At 69.3% G+C, this 17205-nt stretch carries 13 protein-coding genes; 3 read left to right on the top strand and 10 right to left on the bottom strand.

The genetic code is table 11. From position 1 onward, the window contains the following. Window positions 1-368: 368 nt before the first annotated feature. Window positions 369-1169, top strand: coding sequence for a nucleotidyltransferase family protein (locus tag FSW06_RS07790; protein ID WP_010121100.1), 801 nt, complete (start codon window positions 369-371; stop codon window positions 1167-1169). Then, window positions 1166-1414 (top strand): hypothetical protein, encoded by a 249-nt coding sequence (locus FSW06_RS07785; protein WP_010121099.1) that lies wholly within the window; start codon window positions 1166-1168, stop codon window positions 1412-1414. The genes FSW06_RS07790 and FSW06_RS07785 overlap by 4 nt, the downstream gene beginning before the upstream one ends. A gap of 23 nt (window positions 1415-1437) precedes the next feature. On the opposite strand, the gene trpS is transcribed toward FSW06_RS07785, so the two are convergent. The 7 genes from trpS to FSW06_RS07750 all read right to left on the bottom strand — a co-directional run bounded on the left by trpS (window position 1438) and on the right by FSW06_RS07750 (window position 11580). Continuing rightward, window positions 1438-2538: a tryptophan--tRNA ligase gene (gene trpS, locus FSW06_RS07780; protein ID WP_010121097.1), complete on the bottom strand. Its 1101-nt coding sequence runs from the start codon at window positions 2536-2538 to the stop codon at window positions 1438-1440. 196 nt (window positions 2539-2734) lie between these two features. Continuing rightward, window positions 2735-4939, bottom strand: a complete 2205-nt coding sequence (betT, locus tag FSW06_RS07775) for a choline BCCT transporter BetT (protein ID WP_010121095.1) — start codon at window positions 4937-4939, stop codon at window positions 2735-2737. A 237-nt stretch (window positions 4940-5176) separates the two neighbouring features. Continuing rightward, window positions 5177-6661 carry an aldehyde dehydrogenase family protein gene (locus tag FSW06_RS07770; RefSeq protein WP_010121094.1) on the bottom strand — a complete coding sequence of 495 codons (1485 nt, stop codon included), beginning with the start codon at window positions 6659-6661 and terminating at the stop codon, window positions 5177-5179. 9 nt (window positions 6662-6670) lie between these two features. Further along, complete coding sequence (locus FSW06_RS07765) at window positions 6671-7570, bottom strand: dihydrodipicolinate synthase family protein (RefSeq protein WP_010121092.1); 900 nt, start codon at window positions 7568-7570, stop codon at window positions 6671-6673. A gap of 11 nt (window positions 7571-7581) precedes the next feature. Then, window positions 7582-9096: a protoporphyrinogen/coproporphyrinogen oxidase gene (locus tag FSW06_RS07760; RefSeq protein ID WP_010121090.1), complete on the bottom strand. Its 1515-nt coding sequence runs from the start codon at window positions 9094-9096 to the stop codon at window positions 7582-7584. A gap of 202 nt (window positions 9097-9298) precedes the next feature. Continuing rightward, window positions 9299-9979 carry a GntR family transcriptional regulator gene (locus FSW06_RS07755; RefSeq protein ID WP_029449706.1) on the bottom strand — a complete coding sequence of 227 codons (681 nt, stop codon included), beginning with the start codon at window positions 9977-9979 and terminating at the stop codon, window positions 9299-9301. A 59-nt stretch (window positions 9980-10038) separates the two neighbouring features. Further along, window positions 10039-11580: an alanine/glycine:cation symporter family protein gene (locus FSW06_RS07750; RefSeq protein ID WP_010121087.1), complete on the bottom strand. Its 1542-nt coding sequence runs from the start codon at window positions 11578-11580 to the stop codon at window positions 10039-10041. A 274-nt stretch (window positions 11581-11854) separates the two neighbouring features. Between FSW06_RS07750 and FSW06_RS07745 the strand changes: the two genes are divergently transcribed. Next, on the top strand, window positions 11855-12910 hold the full coding sequence (locus tag FSW06_RS07745) for an Ldh family oxidoreductase (RefSeq protein WP_010121085.1): 1056 nt from the start codon (window positions 11855-11857) through the stop codon (window positions 12908-12910). Between the two features lie 294 nt (window positions 12911-13204). Here FSW06_RS07745 and FSW06_RS07740 read toward each other — a convergent pair whose 3' ends face one another. Genes FSW06_RS07740 through FSW06_RS07730 form a run of 3 tightly spaced genes read right to left on the bottom strand, consistent with a single transcriptional unit; the run spans window position 13205 to window position 17175 of the window. Then, window positions 13205-14008 (bottom strand): type 1 glutamine amidotransferase, encoded by an 804-nt coding sequence (locus FSW06_RS07740; RefSeq protein ID WP_010121083.1) that lies wholly within the window; start codon window positions 14006-14008, stop codon window positions 13205-13207. Beyond that, the gene (locus tag FSW06_RS07735; RefSeq protein ID WP_010121082.1) at window positions 14005-15306 is read right to left on the bottom strand and encodes a DUF1727 domain-containing protein; all 1302 of its coding nucleotides are present in this window, start codon (window positions 15304-15306) and stop codon (window positions 14005-14007) included. The genes FSW06_RS07740 and FSW06_RS07735 overlap by 4 nt, the downstream gene beginning before the upstream one ends. Before the next feature lie 6 nt (window positions 15307-15312). Continuing rightward, the gene (locus tag FSW06_RS07730; protein ID WP_010121081.1) at window positions 15313-17175 is read right to left on the bottom strand and encodes a DNA polymerase III subunit epsilon; all 1863 of its coding nucleotides are present in this window, start codon (window positions 17173-17175) and stop codon (window positions 15313-15315) included. Window positions 17176-17205: the final 30 nt, after the last annotated feature.

The raw sequence follows: 17205 nt of genomic DNA, 5'->3' as shown, positions 1-17205 counted from the left end.
AACCGGCAGCGGACCGTCCGGCACATCGTGGGTTTCCGTCGGGGAGGTGTCAGCCGCGACGCCGACACTGGGGGCCGTCACCGAGAACGACCCCCAAACGACCCCCATCAGAGAGGACCCGACCCGTGCCCCGCCATCTCCGCAACCGTTTCCGCCGACCCGCCCGCCCGGTGAGTTCCCCTGCCGGGTCCCGTCCTGTTGTCGCCCCTGTCCACCGCAGCATGTTCGTCGCCGAGCCGGTGGCGACCGGCCGGTGGCGCAGCGTCCGGCGTCCCGTATAGCCGGCGCGCTCCTGTCCGCCGGGGGAGATAGGGTGCGTACCACCCGGAGCGCCGAAGGGTTCGGCGCAGTGGGGGAGGAGAACCCCGATGCTCACCGAGAAGCACCCGTGGTCCAGGGGAGACATGGACAGGTACGGCCGCTCGATCCGTGACGGGACGGAGTTCGACAGGGAACTGGCGACTGACATCAGGGCCTGGCATTTCCACCTGCTCGACGAGGTCAAGGGAATCCTGGAGTCTGCCCTGTCCGGAGCGGATATCGGGTACTTCAGCATCACCAAGCGGGTGAAGACGGAGATCTCGACCCGGCAGAAGCTGCAGCGGCAGTCCATGAAGCTGTCGCAGATGCAGGACTTCGCGGGTGCGCGGGTCACGCTGCGCGGTGGACTCCGCGAACAGGCGGACGCCGTCGCCGCAGTGGTGGAGGCATTCGAAAAGGCCGGCGCGAGAAGTGTCAGGGTGAAGGAGATCCTCGACGTGCCGCACAGCGGATACCGGGCGGTCCACCTGCATGTCACGGCGGAGGCAGGACGCACCGAGGTGCAGCTCCGGACCGAGACACAGGCACAGTGGGCCAACGCCTATGAGCTGCTCGCCGACCTCACCGGCCGGGAGGTGCGGTACGGGGAGAACTCGCTGAGTGGGCCGATGGCGGGCGTCGTCACCTGGATGCAGATGACCTCGGACTCGACGTATGAATGGGAAAAGTCGGTCCAGGTTTGGGAGGACGCTCAGCGTGAGTCCGTGGTACCGGTCGACCCCGGGCTCCAGGTGTTCGGCGGGGTGAAGGCTTACCGGGAATTCATCGTGAGGCACAGAAACGCCCTGGTAGACTTGCTGTCCTATGCGGAAGACCACTTCCGGAGACTGAAGGAGGCACAGCGATGACTGTGACTGACCTGGTGTACGTCATGGAGTACCGGCGCAGTAACGGTGCACTGTCGGTCGAGGAGTTCGGGGAACCACGGGAGGCGATCCAGCGCCAGTTCGAGCTGGAGGACGAGCACCGGGGAGACGATGATGTGGAGGTCGCCACGATCAGCGCCGAGAACCTCGACGCCGTCAAGCGGACCCACAGCCGCTACTTCGCCGGAAGAAACCGCGACATCCAGGCTGTCTCCCACGTGAAGTAGGCATCCGGCAGGGGGAGCACTCCTCAGTACACCGTCCCCATCGCCTCCCGCACCCGGGCCAGCGTGGCGTCCGCGACCTCGTTGGCCCGGGCGTTGCCCTCCCGCAGCACCGACAGCAGGTACCCCGGATCGGCGATGAGCTCCGCGCGCCGCGCACGGTGCCCCGCCAGACCGTCGTTGACCGCCTCGGTCACCACCCGCTTCAGCTCCCCGGCACCGGCGTCCCCGATGCTCTCCGCGATCTCCGCGGCGGGGCGTCCGGTGAACTCCGCCGCGATCGTCAGCAGGTTCGCCACCTCGGGACGCCGCTCCGGGTCGAAGGTGATCCGCCGCTCCCCGTCGGTCACGGCCTTCCGGAAGATCTTCGCCGTCTCGTCGGCGGTCGCGCCCAGCGGCACCGTGTTGCCCCGCGACTTGCTCATCTTCCGCCCGTCGGTGCCGGTGATCATCGGCGAGGAGGTCAGCAACGCCTCCGGCTCGGTGAAGACCTGCTCCCCGCCGGCGTACCGCTCGTTGAACCGGCGGGCGATGACCCGCGCCTGCTCGATGTGCGGCAGCTGGTCCTGACCCACCGGCACCACATTGCCGTGGCAGAACAGGATGTCGCAGGCCTGGTGCACCGGGTAGGTCAGCAGCAGCCCGGACATCGGCCGACCGTTCTTCGCCATGCTCGCCGCGAGCTCGTCCTTCACCGTCGGATTGCGGTGCAGCTCCGCCTCGGTGACCAACGACAGGAACGGCAGCATCAGCTGGTTCGCCGCCGGCACCGCGGAGTGGGCGAACACGGTGCTGCGCGCCGGGTCGATCCCGGCGGCGAGATAGTCGGCCAGCAGTCCGAGGACATTGCCGCGGATGTCGCCGAGTGCGTCGCGGTCGGTGATGACCTGGTAGTCGGCGATGAGCAGGAAGGTCTCCACACCCTTGTCCTGCAGCTCCACCCGGTTGCGGACGGTCCCCAGGTAGTGGCCGATGTGCAGTGGTCCGGTGGGCCGGTCGCCGGTGAGGACGCGCAGCTGCGCCCGCTCGGCGGCGACCGCCGGATCGGTGGAGTCCGGGTGGTCGATGAGGTTCCGGAGCCGGTCACTGCGCCGGCGTGCGGTGGCCAGGGAGGAGGTGTTCGTCATGGTGGGTCTTCTTTCGTCGTGGGGCCGCCCGCCCCGACGAGTCGCGCCCACCGGAAAAGAAGAGGGACGCCGCCTCGCGGGGAGGCGGCGTCCGGTATCTGGGTTCAGGTCATCCGGCGGCTGCCTCTAGGACAGCCACCACCATGCGCGATGCGCGACAGGGGATCCGGATGAACTCACGGTGACGAGTGTAGACCTACTCCTCCCCGTCGGTGACGAGGGCCGGCTCGGCGACCGGCGGGGCGGGCGGGGTAAGCCGCGACTTCGTGTCCGTGTCCGTCGAGGCGGTGAGGAACGACAGGTGCGACTCGTAGCGGTCGATGATGTCGTCGACGACCTGCTGGGCGGTCAGACCCATGAGGTCGTAGCCCTGCGTCCCGGTCTGGTCGAAGACCTCCATCCGGTAGTAGGTCTCCTCGGGCTGGGCCCGTCGCCCGCCGAACGACGGCACCGGGGTGGCGACCGGGGCCACGAGATACTGGAAACCCCGGTGGTGTTCCAGTGCGACCAGCAGGGTGTGGGTCGGCAGCCCCGTGGCGGCGTCCTGCCCCTCGGTGAGGGAGGTCTCGTAGCCGAGCCGGGTGAACTCGCGGTGTACCTCCGCCATCGCCGGGCCGACGGTCTCCTCGGCGAACCGGCGGGCCTCCGCGGCGTCCGGGTAATGGCGCATCCCCGCCAGCCGCTGCCGCCAGGTGCGTTCCCGGCCGCCGCCGGCGCCGCGCCGGGGTGCGACGGTGCCGTCCATCTGCACCCGTTCCATGCGCAGCGCCTTCGAGAAGGACGCCATGACGAGGTAGGCGATCACCGTGACCGGCAGCGCGAAGATGAGGGTGGCGTGCTCCATCGTGGAGACGCCGCCGGCGATGAGCATGGCGACGGTGAGCACCGCGGTGACCAGCGCCCAGAAGATGCGCAGCCACTTCGGCCCGTCCTGGGAGGGGTCGGGGATGGAGGCGGAGAAGGTGCTCATCACCATCGCCCCCGAGTTCGCGCTGGTCAGGTAGAACAGCAGGCCGGACAGGGTCGCCAGGCCGATGATGAACGTCGCGCCGGGGAACATCTCGAGCAGTGAGTACCAGCCCTGCTCCGGCGAATCCATCGCCTCCTCGGCGAAGGAGGTGTTGCCGTGCAGGACCTCGTACATCGCCGAGTTGCCGAACGTCGTGACGATGAGGAAGTCGCAGATGACGGGGACGGTGATGGCGGCGATGATGAACTCGCGCAGCGTCCGGCCGCGGGAGATGCGGGCGAGGAAGACGCCGACGAACGGCCCCCAGGCCAGCCAGAAGGCCCAGAAGAACAGGGTCCAGCCGCCCATCCACTCGGCACCGTCGGGCTGGTAGCCCATGGTCTCCATCGTGCGTTCCGGCAGGGTGTTCACGAACCGGCCGACATTGGCGACCATCGTGTTGAGCAGGAAGGACGTCTTCCCGGCGATGATGATGTAGAGGATCATCGCGCCGGCGACCCACAGGTTCATCTCGGAGATGAGGCGGATGCCCTTGTCCACCCCGGAGGTGCAGGCGGCGACGGTGATGACCACGGCGACGGCGACGAGCGCGATCTGCAGGCCGAGGCCGTCGGGCAGGCCGAACAGTTTCGAGAAGCCGACGGACAGCAGCACCACGCCGATACCCATCGAGGTGGCGACACCCATGACGGTGCCGACGAGGGTGACGATGTCGATGGTGTGGCCGGTGCGGCCGCGGACCCGCCTGCCCAGCAGCGGGTACAGGGCGGCGCGGATCGACAGCGGCATGCCCCAGCGGAAGGCGAAGTAGCCCATCGCCGCGCCGAGCAGCGAGTACATCGCCCAGCCGCTGATGCCGTAGTGGAACATGGTCCAGACGACGGCGTCGCGGGTGGCTTCCGCGGATTCGGGGTCGGCGTCCGCCGGGGTCATGTACTGGGTGATCGGTCCGGTGACCGAGTAGAAGAGCATGTCGATGCCCACCCCGGCGGCGAAGAGCATCGAGACCCAGGTGAACAGGCTGTAGGAGGGGCGGGAGTGGTCCGGGCCGAGCCGGACGCGGCCGGTGCGGGACAGGGCGACCCACAGCACGAAGACGATGACGACTGCGACGGTCAGGACGTAGTACCAGCCGAATCCGGAGGCGATGAAGTCGACGATCGAGGCCATGACGTCGGAGGCGTTGTCCGGGGTGATGATCGCCCACAGTGAGAAGGCGAGGATCACCGCCGCACTGATGACCAGGACGATCCAGTTGACCTTGTGGTCGGCGAGTTCGTCGGCGCCGCGGGAGAGTTCCTCGGAGGAGACGGGTGGGCGGTTGTCGTGCTGCCGCTGTTCCCGTGGGGTCCGGGTGCTGCCGCCGAGTTCGGCGCGGTCGGGTGTTCCGGCGGCGCTGATGATGTCGTCTGTGTCGTCGTGTCTGCTCACACACTCTCCCTGCGTCTGTTCAGTTGAATAACCAGATAAGGTGCTTCGCGATAAGCGAACCTTTTGACTGTAGGAAAATATGTGACGTTTATCAATCTGCCGTCAGTCGGAGTCGGGCGTCACAGTCGCTTCCGGACGCCGCGGGATGCCGCCGGGATGGTGCGGGAACGACTGCAGGGCGACCCGGGCCGGTGAGGCCGGGTCGCCCTGCGGGTGCGGCGGGGGCTGGTGTGTCCCCTACTTCCGTGCGTGGTTGATCTGCACGTGCTTGGTGCGCGAGTAGTCCTGCAGCGCGTAGAGGGAGAGGTCACGACCGTAGCCGGAACCCTTGAACCCGCCCCACGGGACATCGTTGGCCAGCACGAGGTGGCAGTTGACCCACACGGTGCCGGCGTCGATCTTCCGGGGCAGGTCGATGGCCCGGGCGGCGTCCGTCGTCCAGATTGAGGCGGAGAGGCCGTAGGGGGTCTCATTGGCCCGCCGGACCGCCTCGTCCTCGGTGCTGAAGGTCTCGACGGTGACGACCGGCCCGAAGATCTCCTCGGACGCGGCGGCCGTCCCCGGCTGCACACCGGACAGGACGGTGGGTGCCACGAAGTAGCCGGCGCCCTCGACGGCCCCGCCACCGACGGCGACGGTGGCACCCTCGGCGACTGCCGTGTCGATCGCGGCGACGACCCGGTCGAAGTGGCCCTGGGAGACCAGCGGACCGATCTCGACGTCCTCACCGGCGGCGGGGTCCCCGACGATGAAGCTGGAGACCTGCTCCACCAGGAGCTTCGTGAACTCCTCGGCGACGGATTCGTGGACGAGCACCCGGGTGCCGGCGCCGCACTCCTGGCCGGAGTTCCAGTAGCCCGCCTCACGGACGCCCTCCGCGGCGGCGGCGAGGTCGGCGTCGGAGAAGATGACGACGGGCGCCTTGCCGCCGAGCTCCAGGTGGACGCGCTTGAGGGAGTCCCCGGCGGCGGTGGCGACGGCCTGGCCGCTGCCGACACTGCCGGTCAGTGCGACCATCGCGACGTCGGGGTGTTCGGAGAGCCGGTTGCCGACCACGGAACCGCGTCCGGTGACGACGTTCATCACACCGGCGGGCAGCAGGTCCCCGACGATCTCCATGAACTTCAGCATGCTCAGCGGCGTCTGCTCGGACGGCTTGAGGACCAGCGTGTTGCCGGCGGCAAGGATCGGGGCGATCTTCCATGCCGCCATGAGCAGCGGGTAGTTCCACGGCACGATCGCACCGATGACGCCCAGCGGCTCCCGCAGGATGATCGAGGTGTGGTCGGCGACGTAGTCACCGGCGCCCTGCTCGGTGAAGGCGCGGGCGGCGCCGGCGGAGAACCGGAAGATGTCGGCGGTACCGGCGACATCGTCGTCGGCGACCATCGCCGGCTTGCCGCCGTTCGCGGACTCGATGCGGGACAGCTCGGCGGCGTGCTTCTCCACCCGCTCGGCGATGTGGAACAGCAGGTCGGCGCGGTCCTTCGGTGTGGTCTCGCGCCAGGCGGGCAGGGCGGCGGACGCGGCGGCGACCGCGGTGTCCACCTCGTCGACGGTGCCGCGCGCCACGCGGGCGAGTTCGTCGCCGGTGGCGGGGTTGACCACGGCGACGGTCTCGTCGGAGGCCGGGGCGCGGAAGGCGCCGTCGATGTAGTGCTGCAGGGTGGGCAGCTCACCGGCGGGGAGCAGGGTCTCGTCGGTGCGACGGATCTGGTTCACGGGATTCTCCTATTCTGCGAGTCGGGCGATGGCGGCACCGATGGCGGCGTCCGCTTCGGCGGAGACGTCGGCCATCGGCCGGCGCGGGACGCCTGCGGGCACACCCTGGTGGCGGAGACCGGACTTCACCGCGGAGATGAAGGACGGCTGGGTGATCATCGTGTCGATGACCGGGTAGACCCGGTTCCACGGATCGAGGGCCTCGACGAGCTTTCCTTCGCCGATGAGGCGGGCGACCTCGACGATCTCGGCGGGGACGACGTTGGCCGCGCCGGCCATGACGCCGGCCGCACCCTCGGCGAGGGCACTGTAGATGTAGGAGTCCCAGCCGATGAAGGTGCCGAGCCTGTCACCGTGGTGGTGGATGAGCTGGAGGGCCTGCTCCCAGTCGGCGCTCGAGTCCTTGATGTAGCGGATGTTCTCGAACTCGTCGGCGAGGGAACCGGCGACGTCGGCGGAGAGGTTCACGCCGGTCGCGCCGGGGATGTTGTAGAGCATGACGGGCAGCTCGACGTGGGAGGTGACCTCGCGGATGTAGTCGAGGGTCTCGGCGAGGGTCAGCGGCTCGTAGTAGGGGGTGACGAGCATGAGGACGTCGGCGCCGGACTTCTCGGCGGCCTTCGAGAAACGGATGGCCTGGGCGGTGGTCGTGGCGCCGGTCTGGGCGATGACCGGGACGCGGCCGCCGACGTGTCCGGTGACCGTGTCGACGAGCAGCAGTCGCTCATCGTCGGTCATCATGGCGAATTCGCCGGTGGAGCCGCCCGCGACGACACCGTCCACGCCGTTGTCGACGGACCGGTCGATGACGGTCTTGAGCAGGTTGACGTCGATGTTCTCGTCGGCGTCGAACGGGGTGGACAGGGCGGTGAGGACGCCGTGCAGGTCGGCGGGGTTCTTCAGGGTCATGTCGGGTCTCCTCAGTTGGTTGCGGGGGCGGGGGCCTCGGTGGCTGCACCGGCGGAGTCGGCGGCTCCGGCGGTGTCGGGTGCGGCGGTGCCGGGCTGCAGCCAGCCGTCGGCACCGAACGGGACGCCGTCGGTGACGCCCACGGCGCCGGTGTTGCGGTACTGGGATTCGGTGGCCAGGATGCTCGCCGCACGCTGGGCGGCGGTGAAGGCGGAGGTGATGGCGGTCTCGGTGTAGAGGCTGCCCAGGTAGTCGCCGGCGAGGAAGACGCGGTCCTCCGGGGTCATCAGTTCGTTCTGGATCTTCGCCCGGCCGGGGAAGCAGTAGGGGGCGCCCAGCGGCCAGCGCTGGATGTGGCTCTCGGTGACGATGTCGGAGAAGCCGGGGAGCACCTCGTCGAGGTCGCGGTGGTAGATCTCGGTGATCTCCTCGTCGCTGAGCGGCAGCAGCCGGTCGGCCAGGCTGGCGGGGGAGAAGACCATGATGGATCCGCCGGGGCCGCGCCGGTCGGACAGGCCGTGGACGACGTTGCCCTGGTTGAGCACGATGTTGAAGGAGCGCTTCGGGGTGGCGATGCCGTAGGCGGAGTCCCAGACCTTCGGGGTGGTCTCGTTGGTGAGGAAGGCGGCGGAGACGTAGGCGCCGTACTGCACCTTGGACAGGGCGTCCCGCAGGGAGGGGCGCAGGTCGACGCCGATGCGGTGGGAGATCGGTGCCGGGGTGGCCATGACGGCGGTGCGTGCCTTGACCTCGTGATCGACCCCGTCCTTGCGGTAACGGACCACGACGTGGTCCCCGTGCTGGGTGAGTTCCTGCACGTCGGCCTCGGTGATGATGCGGCCCTGCTGGGCGGCGGCGAGGTTCTCGGTGAGGGTGGAGGGGCCACCGGCGATGGACCGGTTGAGACCCTGGCCGATGTTCCAGACGAGGCTGAAGTAGCCGATGCCGGCGCCGGCGGAGATCTGCTCGGGGTCACCGGCGGACCGGGTGACGGTCGGGGTGAACAGTGCCTCGGCCTCCGGGGAGATGTTCCCGAGGTAGTCGGCGAAGGAGCGGTCGTTCTCGAAGTCGTAGATGCGCTGCTGGCGGGATTCGCCGCTCTCGCCGGGACGCCGGCGGGTGGCGGCGGCGTACCGCATGACGTCCAGGCTCACCCGTGCGCCGGAGGTGAACATGCCGATCCGGTCCTTGAGCTTCAGCGGGACGCGCAGCGGGTAGGTCTGGGCGGGTCCGTCGAGCAGCAGTTTGCCGTTCATCTGCAGGGCGGCGAGGTTGCCGGGCACGTCGACGAAGCGGGTGCCGGATTCGCGGAGCAGTTCGTCGGTGGAGCTGCCGGGGCCGCTGAAGACGTGCCCGCCCCAGTTGAGGAAGAACGGGCCCCGCTTCTCGGAGCGGATGCGTCCGCCGATGCGGGGGGATGATTCGAGGACGAGAGTGTCCCAGTTCCGGAGGCGCCAGGCCGCCGAGAGACCGGCGAGACCTCCTCCGATGATGACTGCGTCCTTCATGTCCGTCGTGTCCGTCATGGGACTTCTCCTTCGTGGAGCGGGGATAGGGGGCCAGTGGACCGTGCGGTGTGCTGTGACACCGGACACTGCCTGCTGTTGTGTCCGCCACAGTAATATGTGATCACAGATCACACAAGCCTTGGGAATGAAAAATACCCGCAGGTACTGTGACCTGCGGGTATTTCAGGACCGTCGGGACGGGGAGACGGTCAGGTGATCGTCAGTCGGTGCTGAAGGACGTCCGGATCCGTTCCATCGCCTCATCGAGCGAGGCCGTTGAAACGGTGGCGGCGGCGTCTCCGTCACCGTTGCGGGCGGCGGCGACCAGCTCGCGCTGCCGGGACACGAGCTCGGGCGGGACCGCCCCACGGGCGGGGAGGACCGTCTTCCGGGCACCGAGGATCTTGTAGTGGCGGCACCGGATCCACAACGACTGGATGGTCTCCTCCAGGACGGGATTGCCCGCGGCCTGGTACAGGGTCATGAGGATCTCCTCGTCCACGTCGAGGTAGCGCAGCACATCACCGTCGGTGAGTGCCTCCTCCATCGTGGCCAGCAGCTCGTCGAGGTCCGTGACCACCGCAGCCGTGGCGGCGGCCGCTCCGAGGCGCGCGGCCTCCGGTTCGAGCAGCCGTCGGACACTGTAGATGTCGAGCAGCTCCTGCGGGGTGAATTCCTTGACCACCGCGCCGCGGTAGGGAGCTGTCTCGACCAGCCCGATCTCCTCGAGCCGCTTGATGGCCTCCCGGACCGGCATCACACTGATGCCGAGCTGGTCCGCCAGTGCGCGGATCTGCAGCCGGTCACCGGCGGCGTACTCCCCGGTGGTGATCGCGTTCTGCAACGCCTCGAATGCCTGGTCTCCCACACGGGTCGCGGTATCGAGTCGTGTCAGCGGCATACGGCTGAGTATAGCCGTGCCAGCGGAGGTGCCGGAGGAGTTGTCCGTGAGCTGACGGGTCACTGTGCCTCCCTTTCCAGGGTCAGTTCAGGGGACGGGTCATCCGGGGTGTCGTCTGTCGCCGCTGTCGCCGCAGTCGCCGTGGCAGCCGGGTCGGCGCCGGACGTCCGTCGTTCGAGGAACTCGTTCTCCCACCAGGTGGCACCCGTGATCCCGAGGTCACCCGGGGTGAACACCGGGTCCACCCCGGCCTTCCGCTGGGCGTCGTAGTCCCGGACGATCCTCCGGACGACCGGGGTGAGCAGGACGACGGCGATCATGTTCATCCAGGCCAGCAGTGCGTAACCGATGTCGCCGATGGCCCAGATGGCGTCCGCGCTGATGACGGACCCGATGAAGGCGATGGCCAGGGCCCCGATCTTCACCGCACCCTCGAGGACGCGGTTGCGCTTCTCGCCGAGCAGGAAGATGAGGTTCGTCGTGGCGACGTAGTAGAAGAACACCTGCGAGGTGAACGCGAAGAGCAGGACGGCGAAGGCGACGAAGATGCTGCCGAACCCGTTGAAGGTCGAGTCGATGGCCTGCTGGACGAAGTTGGGTCCGGGGATCATCCCCGGGGCACCCTCGACGAGGAATCCGCCGGCGGGGTCCTGGACGTTGTAGCTGCCGGTCACCATGATCATCAGACCGGTGGCGGTGCAGATCATGAACAGGTCGATGTAGATGCTGAAGGCCTGGATGATGCCCTGCTTGCCGGGGTGGGTGGTGTTCGCTGCCGCGGCGGAGAACGTCCCTTCACCGAAACCGGTGGCGGAGGCGAAGACCGCGCGCCGCACACCCCAGGCCACGGCGAACCCGACCAGGCCGCCGAAGAGCTGGTCGGTGCCCATGCCGGCCATGACGATCATGCGGAGGGCGTCGGGGACCTGCGAGATGTTGGCGCAGATGATGACGGCCGCGACCAGCAGGTAACCGATCGCCATGAACGGGACCACGGTCTGGGCGACGTTGACGATCCGCTTCGTTCCGCCGACGACGACGATGCCGAGAACGGCCGTGATGATCAGGCCCGTGAGCCAGGACGGCATGCTGAACGCCTGGTTCATCGACGAGGCGATGTTGTTGGCCTGGATACCGGGGAAGACGAAGCCGTAGCCGATCATGGCGGTGAAGGCGATTGTCGCGGCGAGGCCGGGCGCCTTGAGGCCGTGGCGGATGTAGTAGGGCATGCCGCCGCGGTCCTCGCCGTGGATCCGGCGTTTGAAGGTCTGCGCGAGAACGGCTTCCGCGTAGGCGCAGGTTGAACCGAGCAGACCGGTGACGGCGAGCCAGAGCATCGCGCCGGGTCCGCCCATGGTGATGGCGGTCGCGACGCCGGCGATACTGCCCACGCCGACGCGGCTGGACAGGGTCAGTGCGAGAGTCTGGAACGAGGAGAGTCCACCGTCACCGGAATCCGACTGCCTGAGCTGGCGGATCATGTCCGGGAGCCGGCGGAACTGGACGCCCCGGGTGATGAATGTGAACAGGAGGCCGACTGCGAGGGCGAAGTAGGCCAGCGGATTCCAGATCCAGTCGCTGATCTTCGTGATGAGGTCCATGAAAGCTCCATCGGTTTGGGTGACACCCGCCGTGGAGTTGCCAGTCATGGTTTCAGGAGGGGAACCGTCTGTCAAGAAGAGTCTTATGTTCCCAGGTCAGACTGGTTGTCCGGAAAAACTGGTTCCGCACCCTTGTGTCGTCGGTCACAGACCCGCTAGTGTGATGTGTGATCACACATCACAGAATGCCGATGTGGTGGACCACCCCAGACTTCTGACACCCGCCGTGGGGAAGGTGCACCGCACCGGCGTCCTCGTACGAAGGAGGTGACCCGTGGAACTCACCACCGGGGAGCTGCTCACACTCTGCACGACAGCAGCGCTCCAGGCCGGGGCGGACCGCGCCACATCCCGTTCGCTCGCGGAAGCCACCGTCCGTGCTGAACAACGGGGCCGGTCCGCTGTCGGGGTGGCACATCTGCCCGACTACCTCGATGCCCTGCACGCCGGTGCCATCGACGGCACCGCGGCCCCCGACATCACGGTCCGCGGCGCGGTGGTCCGGGTCAACGCCCGCGGCGGCACCACCCAACGGGCCTTCGACGCCGCGGTCCCCGACCTCGTCGCCGCGGTGCAGAGTGCCGGCACCGGCGTCCTGACCGTCGGTAATGCGTACACCGCCGGCGAACTCGGGGACTACACGGCCCGGCTCGCCGACCGCGGCTACGTCGCACTCGCCGTCGCCAACGCCAATGCCTCGGTCGCCCTGGGGCCGTCGGGCAGGCCGGTCATCGGCACCAACCCGTTGTCCTTCGCTGCCCCCACCGGGGACCGCCCCCTGCTCATCGACCAGGCGGTGAGCCCCACCGCCTATGTCACGGTGCGGGACTACGCCAGGCACGGCCGGGACATCCCTGGACAATGGGCGGTGGACGCCGCCGGCCGGCCGACGACGGATCCCGCAGCGGCACTCGACGGCGCCCTGCTCCCCGACGGCGGGCACCGGATGGGCAACCTCGGGCTGCTGGTGGAGGTGCTCGCCGGACTCGCCGGCGGACTCTGGTCACTGGACGCCCCGTCGTTCCTCGACGGTGGGCGGAGCCCGGCCATCGGCCTGTTCATCCTGGCCCTGGATCCCGCAGCCTTCGGTGACGCAGGGTTTCCCGCGCGGCTGGCAGCCCATCTCGACCGGCTGGACGCGGGGTACGGCGTCCACGTACCGGGTCGGACATCCCGTCGGGCCGGTGACCGGGACAGCGACCGGGACAGTGACCGGGGAGATCTCATCCACGTCGACGACGACCTCTACGCCCGGCTGTTCCCGTCGCCGGTCACCACACAACCGGCCACTGCACAACCGGCCACTGCACAGCCGGCCACGCCAAGCTGACCGACTGCGGGTACCGGTACGCCTCTGATACCCCACCCGTGGGGTGACACTGACCCCGGCGCTGACCCCGATGTCCGCGGAACGAACCGACAGGCGGTTTTTCGGGTCCTCAGGCATCACCTCGGTTCGTGAACCCGACCGCCCCGGGTTATGACCGACCCCTCGGTTCGTGAACCCGACCGCCCGGGCGGCGCGTGACCTCTCGGTTCGTGAACCCGGCACCGGCGCCGACCGCGCTGAGACCCGGACCGGGAATCGGGCCCAACGGAGCCTCAACCTCCCCGGAAAATACCCCTACGCCTTGAGTCGCTCCGCGCGCAGCTGCTCGACCTCGGCGTCCAGCTGGATGGCGAAGTCCCCGTCCAGCGGCGGCAGTTCCGCCACCGACTGTCCGGTCGCCCGGGCCAGCAGCAGATCCGCGAGCTGCGGGTTCCGCGCCAGCACCGGACCGTGCATGTAGGTGGCGATGACCGACCCCTGCACCGCACCCTCGTAATAGACCTGCTTCTTGCATTCGTCGTAGTCCAGCCCGGCGGTCAGCGCCGCATGCGGATCGGTGTTGCCGGTCCCCTCGAGGACATACCCCAGCGGGGTGGCGTCCTGCCCGAGAATTGTCGCACCCTGGTGGTTGGCGAACCCGGTCAGCGGCTCCACCAGCGCCGTGTCGTCGCCGGGGATGCCGAAGCCGGGGGCGGACGGTGCGGACCGGAGTTCGCCGATCATGCGGTGCTGCAGCTGCGAGGTCGTCGCATCGATGAGACCGAGCCCCTCGATGACCCGGCCGTCGGCGTGGAAGGAACGGCCGAAGACCTGCAGTCCGGCACAGATGGCGAGGACCGGACGCCCCGCGTCCGCCGCACGGATGATGCCGCCGTCGGTACGGAGGTGGTCGGCGGCGAGGATCTGGGCGACGTCCTCACCACCACCGACGGTGTAGACGTCGAGGAACTCGGGCACCGCGTCGGCGAGCGTGATGCGGTGGATCTCGGCGGAGATGCCGCGCATCCGGGCGCGCTGCCGCAGCACCAGGGCGTTGCCGTCGTCGCCGTAGGTCCCGAGGACATCGGGGAGGACCAGGCCGATGTGCAGGTCAGTCATGATGCAGCTCCGTCCGTGTCGGTTGCCGTGCCGGTTGTTCTGTCGCCGGCCCGGTCGAGGGCCTTCTTCAGGTCGCGGAAGGCCGTGTAGTTGGCGAGGACCTCCACCCGCCCGCGCGGGCAGGCCCGCAGCGCGGCGAGGGCATCGGGCACCGTCTCGTGCTCCACGCCGGCGTAGCCGATGCGCACCGCGAGATCGGCGGAGCGCTCCCCGGCGGCGACGACCTTGATGCCCTCGAAGTTCTCGAAACGCACGTCCCACAGCCAGGACAGGTCCTGACCGTCGGCGACCTGGCCGTTGACGGCGATGACGAGCCCGTCGGCGGACCGGTCGACCATCGACAACGCCTCCTGCCAGCCCGCCGGGTTCTTCGCCAGCAGCAGGTGGACCTCCCGGCCCTCGAACTCGACGGTGGAATACCGGCCGGCGACATTGTCGACCCGCTCGGCGGCGGCGACGGCGTCCTTCTCCGGGACGCCGAGCGCCACGGCGGCCGCGACGGCCTGGGTGGCGTTGCCGCGGTTGGCGTTGCCGGGGATCTTCAGGTCCAGCGGGAGGACCTCCCCGGCCGGGTCGGTGATGCCCTCGGGTCCGATGGTCCAGGTGGGGGTGGGCCGGCGGAACTCGGAACCGTCCGGCAGCGGCTTGACCGCGTACCAGTCGGGGCTGCCGTCGGCCTTCTCCGTGCGGACGACCGGCCCACCGGTGCGGGGACAGCTCGTCGAATCGCCGGTGAAACCGACGCCGGCGGCGACCCACACCACATTCGGGCAGTCCCAGGCGGCCGAGGTGACCTGGACGTCGTCGCAGTTCGCGATGACGGTGAGGTCCGGGTGCGCCTGCACGTACTCGCGGAGGACCCGCTCGATCTTGTTGATCTCACCGACCCGGTCGAGCTGGTCGCGGGAGAGGTTGAGCAGCACCAGGACGTTGCAGTCGAGCTTCGCGGCGATGCCGGGGACGTGCAGTTCGTCGACCTCCAGGACCAGCCGGTCGGCGGAGCGGCCGGCCAGCAGGGCGGAGATCACACCGGCGTCCATGTTGTCGCCGCCGTCGTTGGTGGCGACGGTGCCGAGGGTGCGGACCGCCTCGGCGAGCATCCGGGTGGTCGTCGACTTGCCGTTGGTGCCGGTGACGACGACGCACGGCCGACCGTCGCCGAGCCGCTCCATGAGTTTCGGATCGATGACCTGGGCGACCAGGCCGCCGATCATCCCGCCGTTGCCACGCCCGGCCTTACGGGAGGCCCAGGTGGCGGCGGCTGCGGCGCGGACCGCGACGGAGGTGAGCAGACCCACGACGGATCACCCCTTCTTCTGGTTGTCGGATCGGTTCTGTCGGGGGCGGCGGTTGCCGCCGGACCGGCGGCGGCGCCTGCCACCACTTCTGCGGGAGGAGTTCCGGGTTCCCGCATCGTCGCCACCGGTGGCGTTTCCGCCGCCCGATGTCCCGGTCGGCCCGGAACTACCGGAATTACCGGACTTCCCTGACTTCCCGGCACCCTGGCGCCGCCGGTTGCGGTTGCCGCCGGAGCCGTGGCCGGAGCCCCGGCCACCCCGGTTGCCCCGGCCGGAACCGTCGGAACGGTTCGACCCACCGGACCGGCCCCGGCTCTTCTGGGGCGCCGGGATGCGCGGGGTGGCGGGACGTGGATCGGGTTCGTCCCCCGGAGGGGCACCGGCCGCCACGTCATCGAGGGCGGCGAGGAATTCCGCGTCGGTGAACAGCGGGATGTTCTTGCGGTGACCGTGCATCGCCTTGCCGCGCAGCGGCTGGTTGCGGTTGCACACCACCAGGCTGGACGTCCGGTTCAGTTTCTCGCTGTAGGCGAGCCCGGCCCGCATACCGGCGCTGATGAGGACGTCAGGATCTTCGGCGACGTCCGGGCTGACGACGAACTCCATGCCCTGGACCAGCCGGCGGTCAGCGCTGCCGTCACCGCCGTCACCGTCGTCACCACTCACGGGGACGCCGGGGTTGCCGTACGGCCGGGGCGAGGTGGTCGCCTCGACCCGGACGGTGCTGCGCTGCAGGCCGAACTTGTCGGCGGTGAGGATGCCCGGATCGGCCGCGGCGAGGATGCCCAGCCCCTCGTCGGCGAGCCGCTCCTGTTCCCGGTACAGCGGGAAGAGGAGACGGGTGTCGGCGAGCAGCAGTGTGTCCGCCGGAATGTCGGCGCGCTCGAGGCTCGCCGTCGGACCGATGTCCGGCAGGGCGTCGGCGGGGACGCTGAGGTCGTGGGCGGTGGCGTAGTACGCGCTGATACTGCGCAGCCGCACGTCAGGCACCGGGACGCCCTGCCGGTGTGCGGTCGCCCGGGTGTCGATGATCCGGGCGGGGACCGGCACGGCGATCTTGCGCGGACGCCGCGGGGCCCGCCGTCGGCCCCGGTTCCCGCCACGCGGGGCGTTACGGTTCGCGGCCCGCTGGGCGCGGCGGAACTCCTGCAGGACGAAACCCCAGGTGTGCGCCCGGCCGTGGCAGATCAGGGTGCGGCCGTCGAGCAGCTCGTGGAGCAGCGGGGCGACGGTGGCGAAGCCGGGGGCCTGCCCGAGATCCGCCTCGGTGTAGCCGTGGAGGTGCCACGGGCCGGGGTCCTCACCCGGGTTGATCTGCTGCACCACTCCGGTGAGGCCGGTGTAGGTGCCCGTGTCATCGGCGGGGTCGCCGGCACAGGCCGGACGGTTGCCGGTGAATACGGCGCGGTCGCCGTCGGCGGCGTGCAGGGTGGCGGCGAAGGCCACCATCCGCGAAGTCGTCGGGTGGATTCCGGAGACCGCGAGCCGCAGTTCGACGAACGGCGCCTCCTCGACCGACGGCAGTGTGCCGTGGAAGGTGCGCGGCAGATTACGGCGCTGCGCCTTCGCCTGCTGTGTCTTCGCCTGCTGGGCCGGGGTCTGCTGCGCAGACTGCGCCGTGCCGGTGTCTGTTGTGCCGACGTCGCCGCTGTGGTCGGCACTGTGGTCGGCACCGGCAGGGCCGGCTGTCTCAGCTGTGTCCTGCCCGGACTGCCCGGACCGGCTGTACCGTTCGACGGTCTGCTGGGACGGTGGCGCGGCACGACGGTGCACCTGGCGGCGCCGACGGCGCCGCGACCGGTTTCCGCTGCCGGTGGGGATGTCCGGTCCCGACGTGTCGGGGGAATCACCGGAGCCGGAGGAAGTCATAGGGGACATCATACGTTCCGGCGGACGCCC

This window comes from Corynebacterium nuruki S6-4 (assembly GCF_007970465.1).
Lineage (GTDB): Bacteria > Actinomycetota > Actinomycetes > Mycobacteriales > Mycobacteriaceae > Corynebacterium > Corynebacterium nuruki.
The sequence above is the reverse complement of the archived record's forward strand: the minus strand, read 5'-3'. Positions and strand labels throughout refer to the sequence as shown.

Excerpts from the sequence above, each read along its gene's own strand:
- FSW06_RS07790 (WP_010121100.1), top strand. The coding sequence starts at position 369 with ATGCTCACCGAGAAGCACCCGTGGTCCAGGGGAGACATGGACAGGTAC.
- FSW06_RS07785 (WP_010121099.1), top strand. The coding sequence starts at position 1,166 with ATGACTGTGACTGACCTGGTGTACGTCATGGAGTACCGGCGCAGTAAC.
- trpS (WP_010121097.1), bottom strand. The coding sequence starts at position 2,538 with ATGACGAACACCTCCTCCCTGGCCACCGCACGCCGGCGCAGTGACCGG.
- FSW06_RS07765 (WP_010121092.1), bottom strand. The coding sequence starts at position 7,570 with ATGACCCTGAAGAACCCCGCCGACCTGCACGGCGTCCTCACCGCCCTG.
- FSW06_RS07760 (WP_010121090.1), bottom strand. The coding sequence starts at position 9,096 with ATGACGGACACGACGGACATGAAGGACGCAGTCATCATCGGAGGAGGT.
- FSW06_RS07755 (WP_029449706.1), bottom strand. The coding sequence starts at position 9,979 with ATGCCGCTGACACGACTCGATACCGCGACCCGTGTGGGAGACCAGGCA.
- FSW06_RS07750 (WP_010121087.1), bottom strand. The coding sequence starts at position 11,580 with ATGGACCTCATCACGAAGATCAGCGACTGGATCTGGAATCCGCTGGCC.
- FSW06_RS07740 (WP_010121083.1), bottom strand. The coding sequence starts at position 14,008 with ATGACTGACCTGCACATCGGCCTGGTCCTCCCCGATGTCCTCGGGACC.
- FSW06_RS07730 (WP_010121081.1), bottom strand. The coding sequence starts at position 17,175 with ATGACTTCCTCCGGCTCCGGTGATTCCCCCGACACGTCGGGACCGGAC.